Here is a 16,142-nt window from a genome sequence, read left to right on the forward strand (position 1 = left end):
AGGTGAAAACCTACTCGGGCGGCATGGCGTTACTGCATCAACTTTCCTCGGGAATGGCCGATGATAACTGCGAAGGCGAGGAATTTTTCATGCGCAGACTTCTTATTCTGCTTGCTCTTTGGCTGACGCTGGGTCAGGCCAGGGCCCTTGCTCTGTCTCAATTTCCCATCATCGATCTCAGTAGAGTTCAGGATAACGAAGGATTTTTCCTGGGTGGACAGGTGGCTTTTTGGGTCAATACCAGGACGCCGATGGATCCTGCGGTGATGGTCACAGGGCAACACGATGGCAACTTTATGCCTTCCGCGAAAGATATCCCCGGTCCGTCCCACCTCAAGGGCGAAATCTGGCTGCGCTTTGTGATTCACAATCCCGAGCCGCGGCCTCGAGCTCTGGTTTTGGAAAGTGGCTATGCGCTGACGGATTTTATCAGCTTCTATCAAAAGGATCCAAACGGCCAATTGCTGGCCGACCATCGGGGCGACCGCAGCGTGTCGCGGCCGGATCCCTATGCCTTCCGCAGGCCGGCCTTCGCGCTCACAGCCTGGCCTGGTGAAAACATTTATTATCTGCGCTCCGCATCCCAGGGGCCCAACATACTCTCGCTTCACCTTTGGCATGAAGCGGGCTTTCGCGGCCATCGTTTCCTGGATACGGCGTTCCTGAGCGCCCTGTTTGGTTTCCTCCTGGCGCTCTTCATCTATAACAGTTTTCTGGCTTTTTCCCTACGCAGCCGGACCTACAGTTACTACAGTGCCTTTCTGCTGAGCATGATCCTTCTGCAGATGTCGATGCAGAATGTCTGGCCTTATCTGGTGAAACCGGAGTGGGCCGTCTGGCTCGATAATGAAGGCTATGTTACGATCGGCACCTTCACCAGCTGCCTTTCCGTCCTTGTCACGATCGCCTTCCTCTCCATGAAGAAAATACTTCCGAACTTTCTGCGCTTTTTCCAGTGTCTTCTGATCTTCACCCTCATGCCTCTGATGGCCGGCCTGGTCCTGGATTTTGATCAGCAAGCGCGCTTCATGAGTGCCAGCGTCGGGGTGGGGTCCTTCTCGCTCATCGTGGCCTGTGTCGCGGCCATCCTGCGTGGTTATCAGCCAGCCGCTTACTATCTGCTCGCTTCTGTCACGTTTTTGGGTGCGAATATCTTTCTCACCTTGAACCTGCTCGGCATCTATCACGTCCCCCATGTGATTCAATACGGAAACTTCGTGAGCGTTGTGATTCAGGGGCTTCTGATGTCGCTGGCGATCGGGGACCGTGTGCAGTTTATTCGGGCCCAGGCGGATGGCGTGATCCGCCGTCTGAACCAGGAACTGCAGAATCATCTGACCCACGTGGAAGCGCTGGTGGCGGAACGCACCGAAACCATCCGCACCATACTGGATAATGTGGCCAGTGGCTTTGTCATCGTCAATCGCGAGGGCAATATCGTCAAAGGCTTCTCCCGCTCCTGTCATCAGCTCCTGGGGCAGAACCTCGTGGAAGGGCAACCCTTTGTGAATCTTCTGCAGTTGAATCCGGTGGCACGGAAAACCTGGACTCTCGCCTGGGAACAGATCTTCAGCGACCTGATGCCCACCGAGGTTTCCCTGGCTCAACTGCCCTCACAGATCCGCCTGGGTCCGCGCGCCCTGCGGCTTGAATGCAAGGCTCTGCGGGATGAAGAGGGGCGAATCAAAACGCTTCTTTTGACCATACTCGACGTGACGGAATTGAAACGCAAAACGCGCGAATCACGGCGGCATCGCCTGCTTATCAAAATCCTGCAGGACCTCGAAGCCTTCCGCCAGTTCATCAATCATAGCCATGATTTCATAGCGCGTCTGAAGGTGAGCACGGATCCACGCGAACAGGCGTTTCTGCTGCATACCCTGAAAGGCAATAGCACGGTTTTCGGCCTGACCCAGGTCGCCAGGCGCCTGCATCAGCTCGAGGAATGTCATGCGCTCAACGCGACGGATATCCAGTCCATCGAACATCTTTTCCAGCATTTTCTCGACGCTCACGCCAGCATACTGAAGACACCTTGGGGCTCCACCCCACAGCTGGAGGCGCGGGTGACAGCTGCGCAGTTGCAGGAGCTGGAGGTTCTTGTCGAACGGCGCAACGATTCCGGATTACAGGAGGATGTGGCGGGCTGGATTCAAAATGTGGTCGCCAAACCGGTCCGAACGTTCGTGCAGCCCATCATTGAAAATTGCCAGCTTTTGGCGCAAAGGCTCAACCGCCCGGTGCGAATCGAAGTGCGCGGCCATGAGGTGCGCGTGCGTTCGCAGCAGGAGGAAAAGGCCCTCGAATTTCTCGTCCATATCCTTCGCAATGCCATTGTCCATGGCATGGATGAGGATCGCCGCGCGCGGGGCAAGGACCCCGTGGGTTCGATCCTGCTTGAATTCAGTGAATCCCCGCAAGGCCTTATGATCACCTGTCGTGATGATGGACGTGGTTTTGATCGGCAGCACTGGGAAAGCAAGGCCCGCGCGGCCGGCGGTCCCTCCGGAGCGGCGCTGAGTCGTCTGAACTGGCTGGAACTGGTGGAGCTGGTCAGTCGCGGCGGGCATAGCACGCAGGACATGATTACCATGGAAGCCGGACGTGGTGTGGGTTTGGAAGGTATTATCCAGGCCGTCCGCGAACTCGGCGGTCGTATCCATCTGGAAACGGATCCCGGTCAAGGCACCTCCCTGCAGATTGAGATCGAACGCCACGTGGCAAATCAGGCGGCCTGAGGAGTCCCTCCTACACGCAACCTTCACCCATTCTGAAGGTCTGGCGCGCACAGCCAGGCGGAAACCCTCGCCTTCCTACAAAACCTGGGTGGGTGGGACTAGCATGAAAAATGCATTGATCCACGGCAGGTGGTGAACTATGTCTGAAATCAAAACGACGCTTGATACTTTATCGGATCCGGGCTTTCAAAAGCGGGAATTCCTGTTCGAAAGGGTAGGCTGGGCCTGCATGGGCATTATCCTGCTGGCAGCCTCTCTGGGCGTGTTTGGCAAGGGCGTCCTCAGTCAGGCGGAACTCAGGGGGAAGCAGTTTCACCTGCAGTATGATCGTTTCCTGCATCGTCACGACCTTACGACCCTGAAACTTGAAATTCCTCCCATCCATGGCGAGCCCGGTGTGATCGCGGTGGCCTTTCCGAACACGTATCTCCACAAATTTCGTATTGAACACATTACTCCGGCACCCGAGTCGAGCGCGCATGGAGATCAAACCCTGTTCTGGTTTACAGCGACCCATACCGGTGAACCCACGACCATCCTGTGGAGTCTGGAACCGCAGGAAATGGGACGCCTCGAAGGCCGTATTTTTGTGAATGGCGCAGAAGGTTACGCCTTTCGGCAGTTTGTCTATCCGTAAAGGGACGCAAGGACCATGGACAGCATTATACGCGGCACGATTACTTATTTCTTCGTCTGGCTTATTTTCCGCATCGCCGGCAAACGCAGTCTGGCTGAAACCACCAGTTTTGATTTCGTGCTTCTGCTGATCATCAGTGAAACGGTGCAAAGCGCGTTGAATCAGAACGACAACTCACTGACCAATTCCTTTTTAATTGTGATCACTCTGGTGTCGCTCGATATTCTGTTATCCGTGATCGGTTTTCGCCTGCCGCGTTTCAATCACATCCTGAACAGTCGTCCGGTTTTAATCGTGGAAAATGGCAAACCCATCAGGGATCGGATGGCGGCCGCCCGCATCGACGAGGATGATATCCTGGCCTCGGCGCGGGAGACGCATGGCCTCGAAAGCATGGACCAAATCAAGTTCGCCATTCTGGAGTGTCATGGTGGAATTTCGATAGTTCCCCAGGAGGCCCGCACTTAGGAAAAAAAGAAGAGGGTGACCTGGGGGCCACCCTCCGGAAGCGGGATTTATCAACGACAACGCGGGCCTTCGGAAGTGGCCTGAATTGTCCCTGTACAGGGATTGATACCAAAGTGGAAATGGGAGACGTGGTAGAACTCCCAGGGATCCATCATCTTGGTAAACGTGAAGCGACTGTCGACCATCTGTTCGCCCTTGGCCTTGTGGAGATAGGACTCCAGCTCATGGATATAGGAGAAACCGGAGTAACGATGGCCTGTCACCTTCGCGGCTTCGCTATACATCATGTAGGTGAACCAGAACTGGGCCTCCAGATCGATCGGTGAGGTCGGATCATCCGGGTTTTCCAGGATGTAACCCATATCGACGTCGAGACCTTTATCGTGGGCATCCTCCTGCCCGTGCGGATTGGAATACGGATAGTTCGTATTCACGCGCAGAACAGTCACCGCGCGATCGGGATACAGGAGCTCGAGAAACTTTGCGGATTTACGCAGAACCCAGTGAAAGTACCCAAAGCCGTAGATGTTGTTATAGTTGCTCTTGTTGATCGCATACAGATTCGACGCGAGCGGCAGGGCGACCAGCGATTTCGAATAATAAATCGACTTGCGGCTTTCCTGCTGCGCCCAGACCTCAAGATCATCCAGAGCGTCCTGCACGCGGCTGGGCGTCATGTCCATGTCACTCCACCAGGCGGCGGCATCGGTTGAATTGGCAAAGTTGACAGCAATTGGGGTGGCCGATTGCCGGCTGCTGCCCTGACCCAGCTGGCCGAGGAAGCCACTGCCCCAGCATTTGATGGCGCCGGTACTCATCATGGCACAGGCATGCCGGGCGCCGACCGCGAGATCAATCACATTGCTGAGACCAGGAATGGTCACGGGCGTAATGGAACTGAAACGGAAGGCGTCCTGCCCCTGCTGTGGCGTGACGAGAACGCTCTTTTTCGTGTCCCCGCAAAGGCCATAAAGACAAAGACCCCAGCATTTCACCTGACCGCTTGCTGTGATGCCACAGGTGGTTTTCTTGAAGGTATCGACCATCCGCCACTTTTCGGTGCCGACCTGGGTCCAGCTGCTGGCTGTATCGGACAGACCGGTCTGTTGATACCAGTTGTCTCCCATACAGAACAGCCGCTGCGTGGCATCCACGAAACAGGAGTGGGCATCCCCCAGAGCGAGGCTTTTCACCGTCAGCTGATTTGGGGTGACATTGGTGATCGGGAAATTCTTCTGGGTGGCTGCCACCACGAAACCCCAGCACAAAAGCTGTTGATTCGTCGTGATCGCACAAAACCCATTTTCGGAGGCGTGGATGGATTCGGCCTTGGCTCCCAGCGCGGTCGCGCGGCGTGCCGTTCCCGAGTGATTGGTGATTCCGGCTTTTTGATCACCCAATTGATATTCTGAGCCGGCGCCCCAGCAGTAAACGTCGCCGGTCGTCGACAGACCGCAGGTCGAACCTTTCGCGGCGGCCAGCTGGGTGATCTTCACACCTGTCAGTCCTTGCACACGCGATGGCCGGAGAGTGGCGGAAGGGATCATGTAAGAGCCAAAGCCGGTGTTCATCCGGGACTCGCCATTGCCCGTGGCTCCGGTGTAACTGAAGCCCCAGCAGTACACCTCACCGGTTTTTTTTACAGCGCAGGAGTGCAGCTCACCGGTCGCGACCTGCTTCACATCCATTCCCAGACCGGGAACGAGGACAGCGTGCGATTCATTTTCATGCTGGCCTTGGCCGAGCTGCCCGAGCAGACCGTATCCCCAGCAATAAACCTGGTTGTTACGGAGTGAGCAGGTGTGATAACCGCCAGCGGCAAGGGTGGACGCAGGGGGGCTGCCGGTGGCAGCCAAGGATGGTTGGGTCAAACAGAGAAACATGAGTAACCAGGCAAATCGCATCTGCATTGCTTTCCTTTTTCGATAAGTTGTGTTCGCAGTGCGAGTATAGATAACTCATTTAGAATGGTTGAGCTTTATTTTTCGGATTTCTTTGAATGTTTTGTGATTTTAGGCGTTTGGCACAAATTTACTGCATTTCACGGAATACATGCGTCAGTTTTAAACATGGTGGGCAAAAAAAGGGGAGACCGTGATTCAATGCATGGCCTTGACCATATTGAGAAGATCATCAATCGCTTCACCTTTGCGCCAGAAACCGTGGGTTTGATTGCAGGGTACATCGAGATCCGTTGATCCATATCCCGACATCAGAATCACCGGGATATTGGGCTGGGTCTTTTGAATGTCATTTAAGAGACGTATGTAACCACCGCCTGGCATCACGGCGTCCGACAGCACCAGATCAATTTTTTTTTCCTGCAGATGCGGCAAAGCCTCGGGAGGGCTGTTGGCTGTGACGACGGACATGCCGCACTCCTCCAGGAAGAATTGCAACAGTTCAACCATGACAGCATCATCATCCACCACGAGAATATTCATGAATCCTGCCTCGAAGCGATTGAAAACAAACCGGACAACAGCCGTGTGTGATACTGGGAATCTCGGCATCGTGCAACAGCGGAAAGTAACCCAGGGCCTTTTCGAGAGGCAACCAGGCGACATGCTCGTCATCAAAAATCGCCTGACACCAGCTGCACATTTTCAGAGGTTTATCCCTGGTAAAATGCAACATGGGTTCGGTGTCCTCCAGAATCTCGCAGCTCACATAGGCCAACTCAACCTTGATCCAATTCTCCCCCTCGTGGTTAAGCTCCTGACTCAGCAAAACTTTGAGGGGATGATGATCACATCGCACGGTCAGACTCATGGGTTCGCTGTGTGGCCGGCGGACGATTTTAAACAGTGAACGATAGATGAAGCGTATACTGGGACCCGAAAGCAGGTCAAAAAAATGCCGCCCGAGATATTGATTCACGTCGAATGGTTTCTCCCAAACGGCCTCCAACTCCGCATTCCATTCCGGTGAAAACCATGCAAAGCGATCCTTCTGATTCAGAAGATAGGATTTGGGTGGGAAGCATGTGGTCTGTCTTTCATGCCTTTCCTCATTCATGGCGTCCTCCGCAGTCGTCCGCGGGCACAGAATGCGGATACGACTCTGCGATTTCCACTGATAACCGCGATTCATCGAAAAAAATCATAATTCCGTGCTAGCACCAAGTCATAAGCAGCTGTGGCAGGGGCGCGCACGCCAGGTGTACCAGGCCGGGTGCAGGGAAAATGAGACGGAAATGACTTAATTTACCAACATTTTATGTCGGAGGCGGGCGTTGTAGGATCGATCCCACGGGATTTCCCCGGCGAAGGATATCACAACCATGCGTACTCTGCTTAAAATCATTTCAGGAATCCTGGCGGTCTTTGTCATCCTGGTGGCTTCGGTCTTTTTGATCATCAACCTTGTGGACTGGAACAGGCATCGGGATTTTCTGATACGCAATGTGGAGCGTTACACAGCTGTTCGCATTGATGAGCTTGATGGCATCCGCGTCAAACTCTGGCGTTCCCTGGACCTGGAGGTCAGCAAATTCAAGATGCATATGGCCGAAAAGGATGCAGGTCTGGAAAATTTCAGCACCGGGCCGGCCCGGATCCGCGTGGCCACCTGGCCTCTGCTCTTCAAGGATCAGCTGCTGATCCAGACTCTGACGGTGGATAACGGGCGGCTTCATCTGAAGGAGACGAAAAAGCCTGAGGAACCGCCGACGGAGGATGCGCAAAGTCCCGCGGAAATCCTGGAAAAGCTGCCGGATATTTTTGTAAACCTGGCCGCCATCACCGATGCCCAGTTTCGCTATGATATCCTGGAAAAAAAGGAGCCGATCAAGGTCAGCATTGAGAAATTTGAAATGCAGGCGCCTGAGAAGGATCCCACCCCACGCTTCAGTGGTCACGGCAGCGTCGATGAGTTTCCCTGGAAAATTGAGGGGGAAACAGGAACCCTCGAAACCTTCCAGGATGAAGCGCAACCCTTTCCCCTGCGTCTCCATGCCGAACTCGGCCAACAGGAGCTGGATCTCAACGCCCGGGTCCGCATTGCGAATTCCACAGGCAACTTTACCGTCAAGGCCAAAGGTCCGAATATCGAACAGATTAAAAAGATCCTGCATTTGAATATCGGCACCGTTCCGGCCTGGCAACTGGCCTTTGAGTCCCGCATGGAACCTCAAAATTTCCACTTTAATAAGATCGATTTGAAGCTCGGGTCGAGCGAAGTGAACGGCGATCTGCATGTCGATCTCCGACCCAGACGCCCGAAAATTTCCGGCAAGGTGGAATCGCCGGTGACGGTGCAAAAGGATTGGGCGGGTCTCTTTCAAACGGATCAACGCTATAAGCCCGAGGACGAAACACCGAAGCCAGCGGGGCAGTATTTCTCGGATAAGGTGATCGACAATTCCCTCATGAAAGTGGTGGATGTGGATCTGCGCTATCTCGTGAATCACTATCGTGGTGAAAAATCAGGTCGGGCGATCCATGCCTGGGATGTTACGGTGAAACTGGATAATGGCCATCTGCGGGTTGAACCCATGACGTTCGCGGTGGCCTCGGGCAAGGTGGGAGGACATATTCGGGTGGACGGCCGCAAGCTGCCTCTCGATGTCTCGATCGAAATGGGGGCCAAACGGGTGGATCTGACCACTCTGTTCGCTCCGGTCGCCAAGGAGATTCCTGTGTTCGATCTCAAGCCTTCCGAGATGGCCCATGGTCGGCTCACCGGGCAATTGGATCTGACGATGACAGGCAAAACGCCGATGGAGCTGGCCAAGTCGGTGAAAGGTCCGATTGAACTCGCCATCGAGGATGGGGCCTTGTCCGGCACGGTGATCGAAGCCTTTGGTATCGATGTCTCGCAAACCATCAGCAACTGGATAAAGAAACATCCTCTCTATGAAATCCAATGTGCCCTGACCGCGTTTCAGGCCGGCGGCGGCGTCATCAAAACCAAAACCTTTCTGATTTCCACCAAGGACACCAGCATCATCGGCAAAGGGGAGGTGAATCTGGTCGGCAACAAGGTGGACTTTGTTCTGGAAGCGCACCCGCATGATTTCAGTGTCGGCAGTCTGCGGTCCCCGATTGAAATCAAAGGCCCGCTGAATGACATTGAAGTGAGCCTGGAACGGGATGAGCTGCTGACCCGTTCGGGACTGGCTGTCGCGCTCGGGGCATTGGTCAATCCGATCGCCGCTCTGGTTCCCTTGATCGAAACCGGTCTGGATGAGAAAGGCAAATGCCGAGGCGTTGTGCAGGAACTTAACGAGGTGGCCGCGAAGGCCACAAAACTTTCACGCGGTGAATCAAAGAAAGTGAGGCAATAGAAATCCTATGTTAAACTGGATACTCCGCTTCGCGTGGGGAGGTCCGGTTGCAGATCCTGAGATCGCTTCTTCTGTTGATCATCGGCATGATTCTGACCAGGCCGGCGCTCGGCAATCTCGGGCGCTATTCCATTCCTTTCGAACAGGTGATTCGTCCCCAGTTAAATTTGCCGCCGGATGCCGATCGCCTCACGATCCGCACCGCTCTCGAGAAATATCTGGCCACGACCCAGCTCCCGGACGCTGTACGCTACTCCGGTCAGAGGCAACTCCTCTTTTATCTGGAATTTTCGGATCGCGAAGCCTTTCATCGCCTGCGTCTGCAGGTGGAACCCAAAGTCGATGATTACCTTCTTCTGACCTCCTATGTTCTGTATGATGCCACGCTCGACTATCCGCAGCTCGTGGAGAGGCTCGAACATTATTTTGAAATGGCTCAGAAGCTCGAACCGGGTACCGATGTCGCCGGCTGGATTGCGCATGATACCCTTGCGGTCATGACGGATAACTATGACTTTGGCAAAGCCAGCCTTCTCGTGCACAAGGCGATCGCCACCCTTCCGGAATCCTCGTGGTTTTTGCGAGCCCAGCTGCTCGGCACCATTGCCCGACTCTATGTGGATCCGGGCAACAGTCCGGCGATCGTTCGCCAGGGTCTGGCCATCTATGCTGAGAATGAGAAGCGGATGCGGATGCAAGGGCGCCTCGCTGCGGCCAGCGACAGTGCTTATAATCAGGGCATAGGTGTGCTGTTTGCCTTTGGGGATGATCAAAAAGCGCTCGAACATTTCGCAAGGGTCAGTCCGGAATCGGTATATGTGCAGGATGCGCTGGTCTTTTCAGCTCTGGCTCACGCTCATCTTGGTCAGCAGCAGGAAGCTCGCGCCAGCCTGCGGCAGGTGTCTTTCATCAACTATCCTGAGAGTCCGATGCGGGTCGCCTTTCTGCGCTGCTATGGGGAGATCGTGCGACAGCTTTTGGGAGAGAAGGCGAATTTAAAACTCTGCGTGACTCTGCCGGATGCGACGCAATTGGACGTGATACAACATATGACCCAGGAGATTCTGCAGCTGGCGCCAAGCCCTGCAATCGAAACCGCCGTCCTCAAGCAGTTTCAGCACTTCTATCGGCAAAAGATCAGGCCCGAAAATAAAAAGCGCATGGCGCGGTCCGTGGATGGCCTGGAACTGGCACGCGCCCGTGCGGAGTCGGATCGCAGTCGTTACGAATCTCAAATCAGTCGCATGGAATTGGATCTGGCGCAAAAGAAGTCTCAGCTCACCGTTTCCCTGGCCGCGTCCAGCATGGCCCTGCTTGGCCTGGCCAGCTTTGGGTTCTGGCGCCGGCAGGTGCAGCAGCAAAGGATGCAAAACCTGCAGCAGTATCTGCAGACCCGCATTCTTTCCCGATTTTTGCCGCCGGCCCTGGTCGAGGAAATTCGCCTTGGCCGCTCGCGCCTGGATGAAGAGCCGCAAAAGCGTATGGTCACCATCCTCTTTGCGGATCTGGTCGACTTCACCTCCCGAGCCGAACAGCTGGGGCCGGAACGCACTGCGCGCCTCCTGAATCAGTGGATGCATATGGCCACGGATGTGGTCTTTGCCGAGAGCGGTACCATCGATAAGTTCATTGGTGACTGTGTGATGGTGATCTTTGGTGCGCCTCTTGAAAGCGCACCGGACAAGCAGGTGGAACGGGCGGTCGCCTGTGCCCGTCATCTGATGCGGGCCATGGAGGGGCAGAATCAGGTCTGGCTGCGGGACTTTGGTGTGAGCTTTCAACTGCGGGTCGGCATCAATCTGGGCGAGGCCATTGTGGGAAGTTTCGGCAGCGAAAAACGCTCGGATTATACGGTGATCGGAGGTGCGGTGAATCTCGCTTCCCGCATCGAGAGCATGGCGGAACCAGGGCAGATCCTTTTAGGCCAGAACGCAGCCCGCCACCTTTCGAGCTCCCAGGTCGCGGCCCTGGGGGCGCGCGCTGTGCGCGGGATGAAGGGGACCCACGAACTGTTTCAGCTGCATCGGGATGAATTGAGCCCGGCAAGTTTGGGCGCTTAAGCCCACCTTTAGCCTATCGGAACAGGACTATCATATTATGGACCATGGGCTTGGCATGAGGCCCGTCCGAAGTGCAATCCGGGACGGACCGGGGCGAAAGATATCGTTCTCAGCCGCTGCGGCCTTGCAGGAGGTCTTCCATGAGGTCCGCAACGTAAGCGCTGGCAATGGGTCCAAGGTGCAGACCATCCGGCAGGAGTTCGCGCAGCGTATAGCGTTTGGTTTGATAAACCAGATGCCGATCCCGCTGGATCTGTTGGAAGACCTCGCTCAGGGGGACCAGATAACACTGGCTGTAACGAGCGCATGCCTGCTGCAGCTCCTGATTCAGAATCGCTCTTTGACTCTGCAGACCCGGCAAAAGATCCGGGATATCGCCCAAGATCAAGGGGATTTTGGCGCTTTCCGCTTCCTTCACGAGAGTGCGCAGGGCTGCGACGCTGGCCGGTGCGGTGGGATAGATGGAATCCCAAAAGAAGAGATCGACGCCGATGATCACCGAGTGATCTTTCAAATTGTGGTGCAGAATATTCTTCAACACGACATGTCCCGGTGTTCCATTATACGCAATGGTTCGTATGTTTTTCGGATCGGTATACCGGGTGCTCAAAACCGTACCAGGTCCGGGTGCTGCATAGCCGCCGCTGACGCTGGCCCCTACAATCAAAGGTTTTTTAAACGTTGGCCCAATATCCCTGGCCTCGGCATTGGCAGCCAAAAGACTTGCCCCAAGAGTCAATGTTCTCACGATAATTTTCTTTAGCCTTTCCAGCTTTTTCATGTTGGTTCATTTGCTCCAGATCATAAAAGCGATGGGGACCAAACCCCAGCCAAATTAGTGGAATCTGGATGAAAAAATGCTAAGCAGGCGCGAGCAGACTGCGCCCATGGGAGCGAGCTCTTCAATGGTTTATTCTGCTGCCTAATGCAACGCTTTGATCTCGGCAATGATCTGGTCCCAATCCCCCCGATGCAACTCATGCCCCGCACCTTTCAGGGCAACGAGCCGGGCCTTGGGGATGACACGAGCCAGGTATTCCGCATGCGGGAAGGGGAGGACCGGATCATCCGTCCCCTGGACCACCAGAGTCGGGGCCTGGATAGAGGGCAGCTGGCCGCTGGCCCATTCCCCGCCGCTCAGGAGGGCATGATTGAAACTGCTCCGCAGGTTGGTGGAACGGTGATAGTCCTCAACCGCTGTGGCACGGATCAGGGACTCATCAAAAGGATGGCGGGTTCCTGCGGTAATCCGCCAGCCGGCCACCATGAAATCCAGCGCGAGGGCTTCGTTGGACCAGTCCATCGATCCCGAGTTTGCATGATGATCGAGCACCTTTTGTCCGATCGGCGGCAGTACGATGCCTTCCGGCACAGCCACAGGGCCCGAGATAAGAAGAACGAGCCTCTCGACGCGATCCGGATGCTTGAGAGCCATCAGCTGAGCGATCATTCCACCCAGCGAGGCGCCGGCCACTGTCGCGGATTTCACACCGTAGCCGTCGAGGATCGCCACAGCATCCTCCATCATGTCGTCGAGGGAATAATGGATGGTGCCTGGCTCATAGCAGGTGGAGCGGCCGGTATCACGATGATCAAAACGGATGACGAAATAGCCCGCCTGAGCGAGGCGCTCGCAAAATTCCTGAGGCCACCAGAGCATCGAAGCGCAGGCGCCCATAATCAGAAGCAGGGCCGGTTGGTGAGGCTGACCAAAGGCTTCGGTGCAGAGTTCCGCGCCATGGGTGGGGATCATGCGTTCAGTCATAGTCTGTCCTCCTTGGCAGAAGAACAGTCAGTATAAAGGCAAAAGGTCGCGGGTGCCACCCTGCAAGGCAGGGCGGCCATCCGAAGGTTACGGAGTCGTGGTCGGACGTGTTGTGTCCGTTGGTGTTGTAGGAGTGGTGGTGCCGGGCTGCGGACAGGCTGGGTCAACCTTGGTTGGATCATAGCCGGGAGAGCTAGGATCTGGACAGTTTGGAGTTGGAGCTGGCTGATTCAAGTTCGTGCCAGTCGTGGTGTCCGTGGTTGTGCCCGTCGTGTCAGTGCCGGTGGTTCCTGTTGTATCAGGAGCCGTTGTCCCTGTTGTGTCAGGAGCTGTCTGGGTTTGAGGCTCAGCGTTGTTATTGTTGCCTTCCATTCCTGTATTTTTCTTCGTACAGGAGACTGCAACCAAAGACAGCAGCAGCGCAGTCGAGATGCTAATGGATCGTTTCATAGTATCACCCTTTCGAAAATTGATAACAACTCAAAGGACCTCCTGCAATGTGCACAGTTCGTACCAGCTTGTAAAGATCCGACAAACAAGACAGGCCGCGGGTTTGATCACATTGATTTTTCGACGGAGGGTGAAGATTCTGTATAGGCTTTAGAAAGCGGCTGATCGTGTCACGGTCGAGCCATCGGTCAGGTGATACGTAATGATAGCCTCTGTCGCTGCTTTGGTGCAGGAATAACTGGTGGCGTAAGGCACCTCAACGTAAGGTTCCACGCAGCCAGTCAATGTCAGAGACTGGGCACCGATGATGTTACTGGGAATCACGCTCACGGTCGCTCCCGAGCCATTGATCGACACATAAGGCTTCAGAAAAATGGAGGCGGTTACCTCTGCCATCAACGTTTCGTCCTTGCGGTATTGCACAATCACATGCCGGGTCCCGTTGGTAGGGGTTAAGGTCACATTTACCGAGTCGCTGTAGGGGACCCACTGGAACGTGCTCTCGCTGGCCACCACATTGCCGCTGATGAACATACTCACGTTGTCGCCTGGCAGGTAATCAAATTGAGGCAGGATGACGACGTCGGGCTCGTCCGTCCACAAAGCCTGGTTCTGAAAGGCGACAGAGCCGGGGACATAGCTGCGGTCGTAGCTGATGGTCAGCGGAATGTCCTCACAAAAATTTCCAGCCGCATCGCGGATTTTCACCGTGAGCGACTTGGTGCCTTCTCCTGGCGACAGCATGAGGGCTTCAACCGTAGCCTCTTCGAAGCTGCGGTACTCTTTAACCGTTTCGACATCACCTTCCACGCGAAAGGCGAGCGGGCCATCATTGACGGCCTGGATTCGGATCCGGACGTACCCGGTGGCTGTCGTCAAGGCCACAGGGGAGGCGCTGCACTCTGTGGGGGGCTGGCTCTTGCGGGCAATCTGCGTTTCCATGACCGGACCGTCGGTGCCAAAGATATTGCGATACTTCACCTTAAGATTTTTGATGCCGTCGCCCTCACTCAATTGAATGAGGACCTGATCATCACCCGGAATGTCATAGTATTGTCCAGCCGACAGGGATGCCTCCAAATCCCCCTCCACCCAGACTTCGCGCACGTTGCTCCCCCGGGTGGACGGCAGGACGAGGTAGACCCAGGCATCGGCGCTGGCATCCTCGGAAAAGTAGGGCTCGGGCTCGGGGGGCACCTCCGGGCTGGATTTCCAGACGATCTTATCCTGCAGGTAGGCTTTGCCGTTTTCCTGATACAGGGTGATGGTCAGGGTGACCTCACCGAATTGATCGGCGGTCAAGGCTATGGCTTCACGGACATCCAGCACGGTATCCAGGGGGACGTCGGCCACGAATCCTGTGCCGCTCAGACTGAATTTGGGTTTGAAATCGCCGAGGATTTCGAGACGCAAAACATTGGTGGTCGTGGCGGTGGCTTCGCGCTCCAGATAGTATTTGATGAGCCCCGTGTTCGACCCGCTGCCACAGGCGCTCAGGACGAGGGCGAAGCCTAGCGTGAAAAGTCGCAGCAGCATCTTAGGGGCCGTCATCACTCTGGGTAATGGTCGTCACCCGGATATAAAACCAGGTGTAGGACGGTCCGGATTTCAGCACAAACACCATATTGGGATGGGTCACGATCGGCATTGTCCCTGCGAGCACCATCACATCCGCATCACCGGTATCCGCTGTAATAAAGCCACCGTTGGCCAGAACCGGGGTGCCCTGTCCGGCCTCAAATGCGTCCGTGGTCATATCAATCTGCGTGCCGCCGGCCGCTGCGGTAAAGATATCTTCCAGGTCGGTGAGATCAGGACCAGGAACCCCATAGGTATCCTCGGCCAGGGCCATATAGATCGAACTCAGAGCCACGTCATCGCAAAGGATATTGACGCCTGTGCCTGTCACCGCGTTATTGCATTCGAGCTGGAAGCGGAATTCGCCATTCCCATCGGCGGTGATGTCGACCAGTTCCACCTGCGCGATGGAAAAATTCGGAGCCGCTTGCCCATTCACGTTCAAGGTCGCCGATTCCCGCACCACAGCCTCACCCAGCGTTTCCGTATCCCCTTGAGTGACTTCCGAAAACTGATAGTGAATATCCCCGCCGGCGACCACCGGATTGGCGATGGTACTGACAACGGTGACCGTCAATTCATCAGCAGGGTTGGCGGCGGCCACTTCAAAGGTCGCGACGTCACCCACCAGCCAGGTATCAAATTCAGAACCGACCTTGGGGGTATAAGTTTTGCTATTCAAGGTAAACGTTGTGAGCTTGGCGAGGCAGTTGCGGTCGAATTCATAAACTTCAAGATAAGCCTTGGTTTCCGTCACAGTCGCCGTATGGGTCGAGACACAGTCGGTGAGTGATACGGAAAAGGCGGTGGCATCCGCGGCCAGACTCAAACCTGTTTCGCTGGTGGTGACTTTCACGGGAAAGTTGAAGGTCCGGCGTTTGAGGGTCGTGGTCGTGGAGCTTTCCGTGTCCTCATCCGTATATTGAACCGGCTCCTCCGCACCACAGGCAGTAGCCAGCGTGAGGGCAAGCACGGCTTTGATGATAGGTTTGCATTTCAACATGACTGTTTCCTTCTTACCGTAAGGTCATGATCGTTCCGCACAGGAAACTCTTCATAACAAGGCGATCGGCACAAATGATAATGGTCTGAATGCTTCCGAATAAATTTGCAGTTTCAAAAGGCTGGGCTGCTTTCAACCCTGGCTTACCTTGCCGTA

The 16,142-nt window shown here is 55.3% G+C and carries 13 protein-coding genes; 5 read left to right on the forward strand and 8 right to left on the reverse strand.

The window, feature by feature from the left end:
• Positions 1-89: 89 nt before the first annotated feature.
• From OLTU_RS14185 to OLTU_RS14195, 3 genes are all read left to right on the forward strand, one after another.
• Complete coding sequence (locus tag OLTU_RS14185) at positions 90-2,738, forward strand: 7TM diverse intracellular signaling domain-containing protein (RefSeq protein ID WP_176736618.1); 2,649 nt, start codon at positions 90-92, stop codon at positions 2,736-2,738.
• A 139-nt stretch (positions 2,739-2,877) separates the two neighbouring features.
• Positions 2,878-3,375 (forward strand): hypothetical protein, encoded by a 498-nt coding sequence (locus OLTU_RS14190; protein WP_141733425.1) that lies wholly within the window; start codon positions 2,878-2,880, stop codon positions 3,373-3,375.
• A 15-nt stretch (positions 3,376-3,390) separates the two neighbouring features.
• The gene (locus OLTU_RS14195) at positions 3,391-3,843 is read left to right on the forward strand and encodes a DUF421 domain-containing protein (RefSeq protein ID WP_141733426.1); all 453 of its coding nucleotides are present in this window, start codon (positions 3,391-3,393) and stop codon (positions 3,841-3,843) included.
• Positions 3,844-3,893: 50 nt separating this feature from the next.
• Here the strand turns inward: OLTU_RS14195 and OLTU_RS14200 are convergent, their stop codons facing one another.
• The 3 genes from OLTU_RS14200 to OLTU_RS31910 all read right to left on the reverse strand — a co-directional run bounded on the left by OLTU_RS14200 (position 3,894) and on the right by OLTU_RS31910 (position 6,936).
• Positions 3,894-5,753, reverse strand: a complete 1,860-nt coding sequence (locus OLTU_RS14200; protein ID WP_141733427.1) for an RCC1 domain-containing protein — start codon at positions 5,751-5,753, stop codon at positions 3,894-3,896.
• Positions 5,754-5,942: 189 nt separating this feature from the next.
• The gene (locus OLTU_RS14205) at positions 5,943-6,287 is read right to left on the reverse strand and encodes a response regulator (protein WP_176736620.1); all 345 of its coding nucleotides are present in this window, start codon (positions 6,285-6,287) and stop codon (positions 5,943-5,945) included.
• The gene (locus OLTU_RS31910; RefSeq protein ID WP_218110036.1) at positions 6,265-6,936 is read right to left on the reverse strand and encodes a hypothetical protein; all 672 of its coding nucleotides are present in this window, start codon (positions 6,934-6,936) and stop codon (positions 6,265-6,267) included. Before OLTU_RS31910 ends, OLTU_RS14205 begins: the two co-directional genes overlap by 23 nt.
• 190 nt (positions 6,937-7,126) lie before the next feature.
• Here OLTU_RS31910 and OLTU_RS14210 point away from each other — a divergent pair, with 190 nt between their 5' ends.
• Both OLTU_RS14210 and OLTU_RS14215 read left to right on the forward strand, forming a co-directional pair.
• Complete coding sequence (locus OLTU_RS14210; protein WP_141733429.1) at positions 7,127-9,130, forward strand: AsmA family protein; 2,004 nt, start codon at positions 7,127-7,129, stop codon at positions 9,128-9,130.
• A gap of 47 nt (positions 9,131-9,177) precedes the next feature.
• Positions 9,178-11,190: an adenylate/guanylate cyclase domain-containing protein gene (locus OLTU_RS14215; RefSeq protein WP_141733430.1), complete on the forward strand. Its 2,013-nt coding sequence runs from the start codon at positions 9,178-9,180 to the stop codon at positions 11,188-11,190.
• Between the two features lie 109 nt (positions 11,191-11,299).
• Here the strand turns inward: OLTU_RS14215 and OLTU_RS14220 are convergent, their stop codons facing one another.
• From OLTU_RS14220 to OLTU_RS14240, 5 genes are all read right to left on the reverse strand, one after another.
• Positions 11,300-11,938 carry an SGNH/GDSL hydrolase family protein gene (locus tag OLTU_RS14220; RefSeq protein WP_218110037.1) on the reverse strand — a complete coding sequence of 213 codons (639 nt, stop codon included), beginning with the start codon at positions 11,936-11,938 and terminating at the stop codon, positions 11,300-11,302.
• Positions 11,939-12,112: 174 nt separating this feature from the next.
• Positions 12,113-12,955: an alpha/beta fold hydrolase gene (locus OLTU_RS14225; protein ID WP_141733432.1), complete on the reverse strand. Its 843-nt coding sequence runs from the start codon at positions 12,953-12,955 to the stop codon at positions 12,113-12,115.
• A gap of 87 nt (positions 12,956-13,042) precedes the next feature.
• On the reverse strand, positions 13,043-13,405 hold the full coding sequence (locus tag OLTU_RS14230; protein ID WP_141733433.1) for a hypothetical protein: 363 nt from the start codon (positions 13,403-13,405) through the stop codon (positions 13,043-13,045).
• Positions 13,406-13,555: 150 nt separating this feature from the next.
• Positions 13,556-14,941, reverse strand: coding sequence for a hypothetical protein (locus tag OLTU_RS14235; RefSeq protein WP_141733434.1), 1,386 nt, complete (start codon positions 14,939-14,941; stop codon positions 13,556-13,558).
• A gap of 1 nt (position 14,942) precedes the next feature.
• Entirely contained in the window at positions 14,943-15,986 is a 1,044-nt protein-coding gene (locus OLTU_RS14240) for a hypothetical protein (RefSeq protein ID WP_141733435.1), read from the reverse strand.
• Between the last annotated feature and the right edge of the window lie 156 nt (positions 15,987-16,142).

The organism is Oligoflexus tunisiensis (assembly GCF_001748245.1).
In the GTDB taxonomy this organism is placed as follows: Bacteria; Bdellovibrionota_B; Oligoflexia; order Oligoflexales; family Oligoflexaceae; genus Oligoflexus; species Oligoflexus tunisiensis.

Bases quoted from the DNA above. Each gene is read 5' to 3' on its own strand.
- OLTU_RS14200 (WP_141733427.1), bottom strand. From the start codon at position 5,753: ATGCAGATGCGATTTGCCTGGTTACTCATGTTTCTCTGTTTGACCCAA.
- OLTU_RS14210 (WP_141733429.1), top strand. From the start codon at position 7,127: ATGCGTACTCTGCTTAAAATCATTTCAGGAATCCTGGCGGTCTTTGTC.
- OLTU_RS14235 (WP_141733434.1), bottom strand. From the start codon at position 14,941: ATGCTGCTGCGACTTTTCACGCTAGGCTTCGCCCTCGTCCTGAGCGCC.
- OLTU_RS14195 (WP_141733426.1), top strand. From the start codon at position 3,391: ATGGACAGCATTATACGCGGCACGATTACTTATTTCTTCGTCTGGCTT.
- OLTU_RS14240 (WP_141733435.1), bottom strand. From the start codon at position 15,986: ATGTTGAAATGCAAACCTATCATCAAAGCCGTGCTTGCCCTCACGCTG.
- OLTU_RS31910 (WP_218110036.1), bottom strand. From the start codon at position 6,936: ATGAATCGCGGTTATCAGTGGAAATCGCAGAGTCGTATCCGCATTCTG.
- OLTU_RS14185 (WP_176736618.1), top strand. From the start codon at position 90: ATGCGCAGACTTCTTATTCTGCTTGCTCTTTGGCTGACGCTGGGTCAG.
- OLTU_RS14205 (WP_176736620.1), bottom strand. From the start codon at position 6,287: ATGAATATTCTCGTGGTGGATGATGATGCTGTCATGGTTGAACTGTTG.
- OLTU_RS14230 (WP_141733433.1), bottom strand. From the start codon at position 13,405: ATGAAACGATCCATTAGCATCTCGACTGCGCTGCTGCTGTCTTTGGTT.
- OLTU_RS14190 (WP_141733425.1), top strand. From the start codon at position 2,878: ATGTCTGAAATCAAAACGACGCTTGATACTTTATCGGATCCGGGCTTT.
- OLTU_RS14225 (WP_141733432.1), bottom strand. From the start codon at position 12,955: ATGACTGAACGCATGATCCCCACCCATGGCGCGGAACTCTGCACCGAA.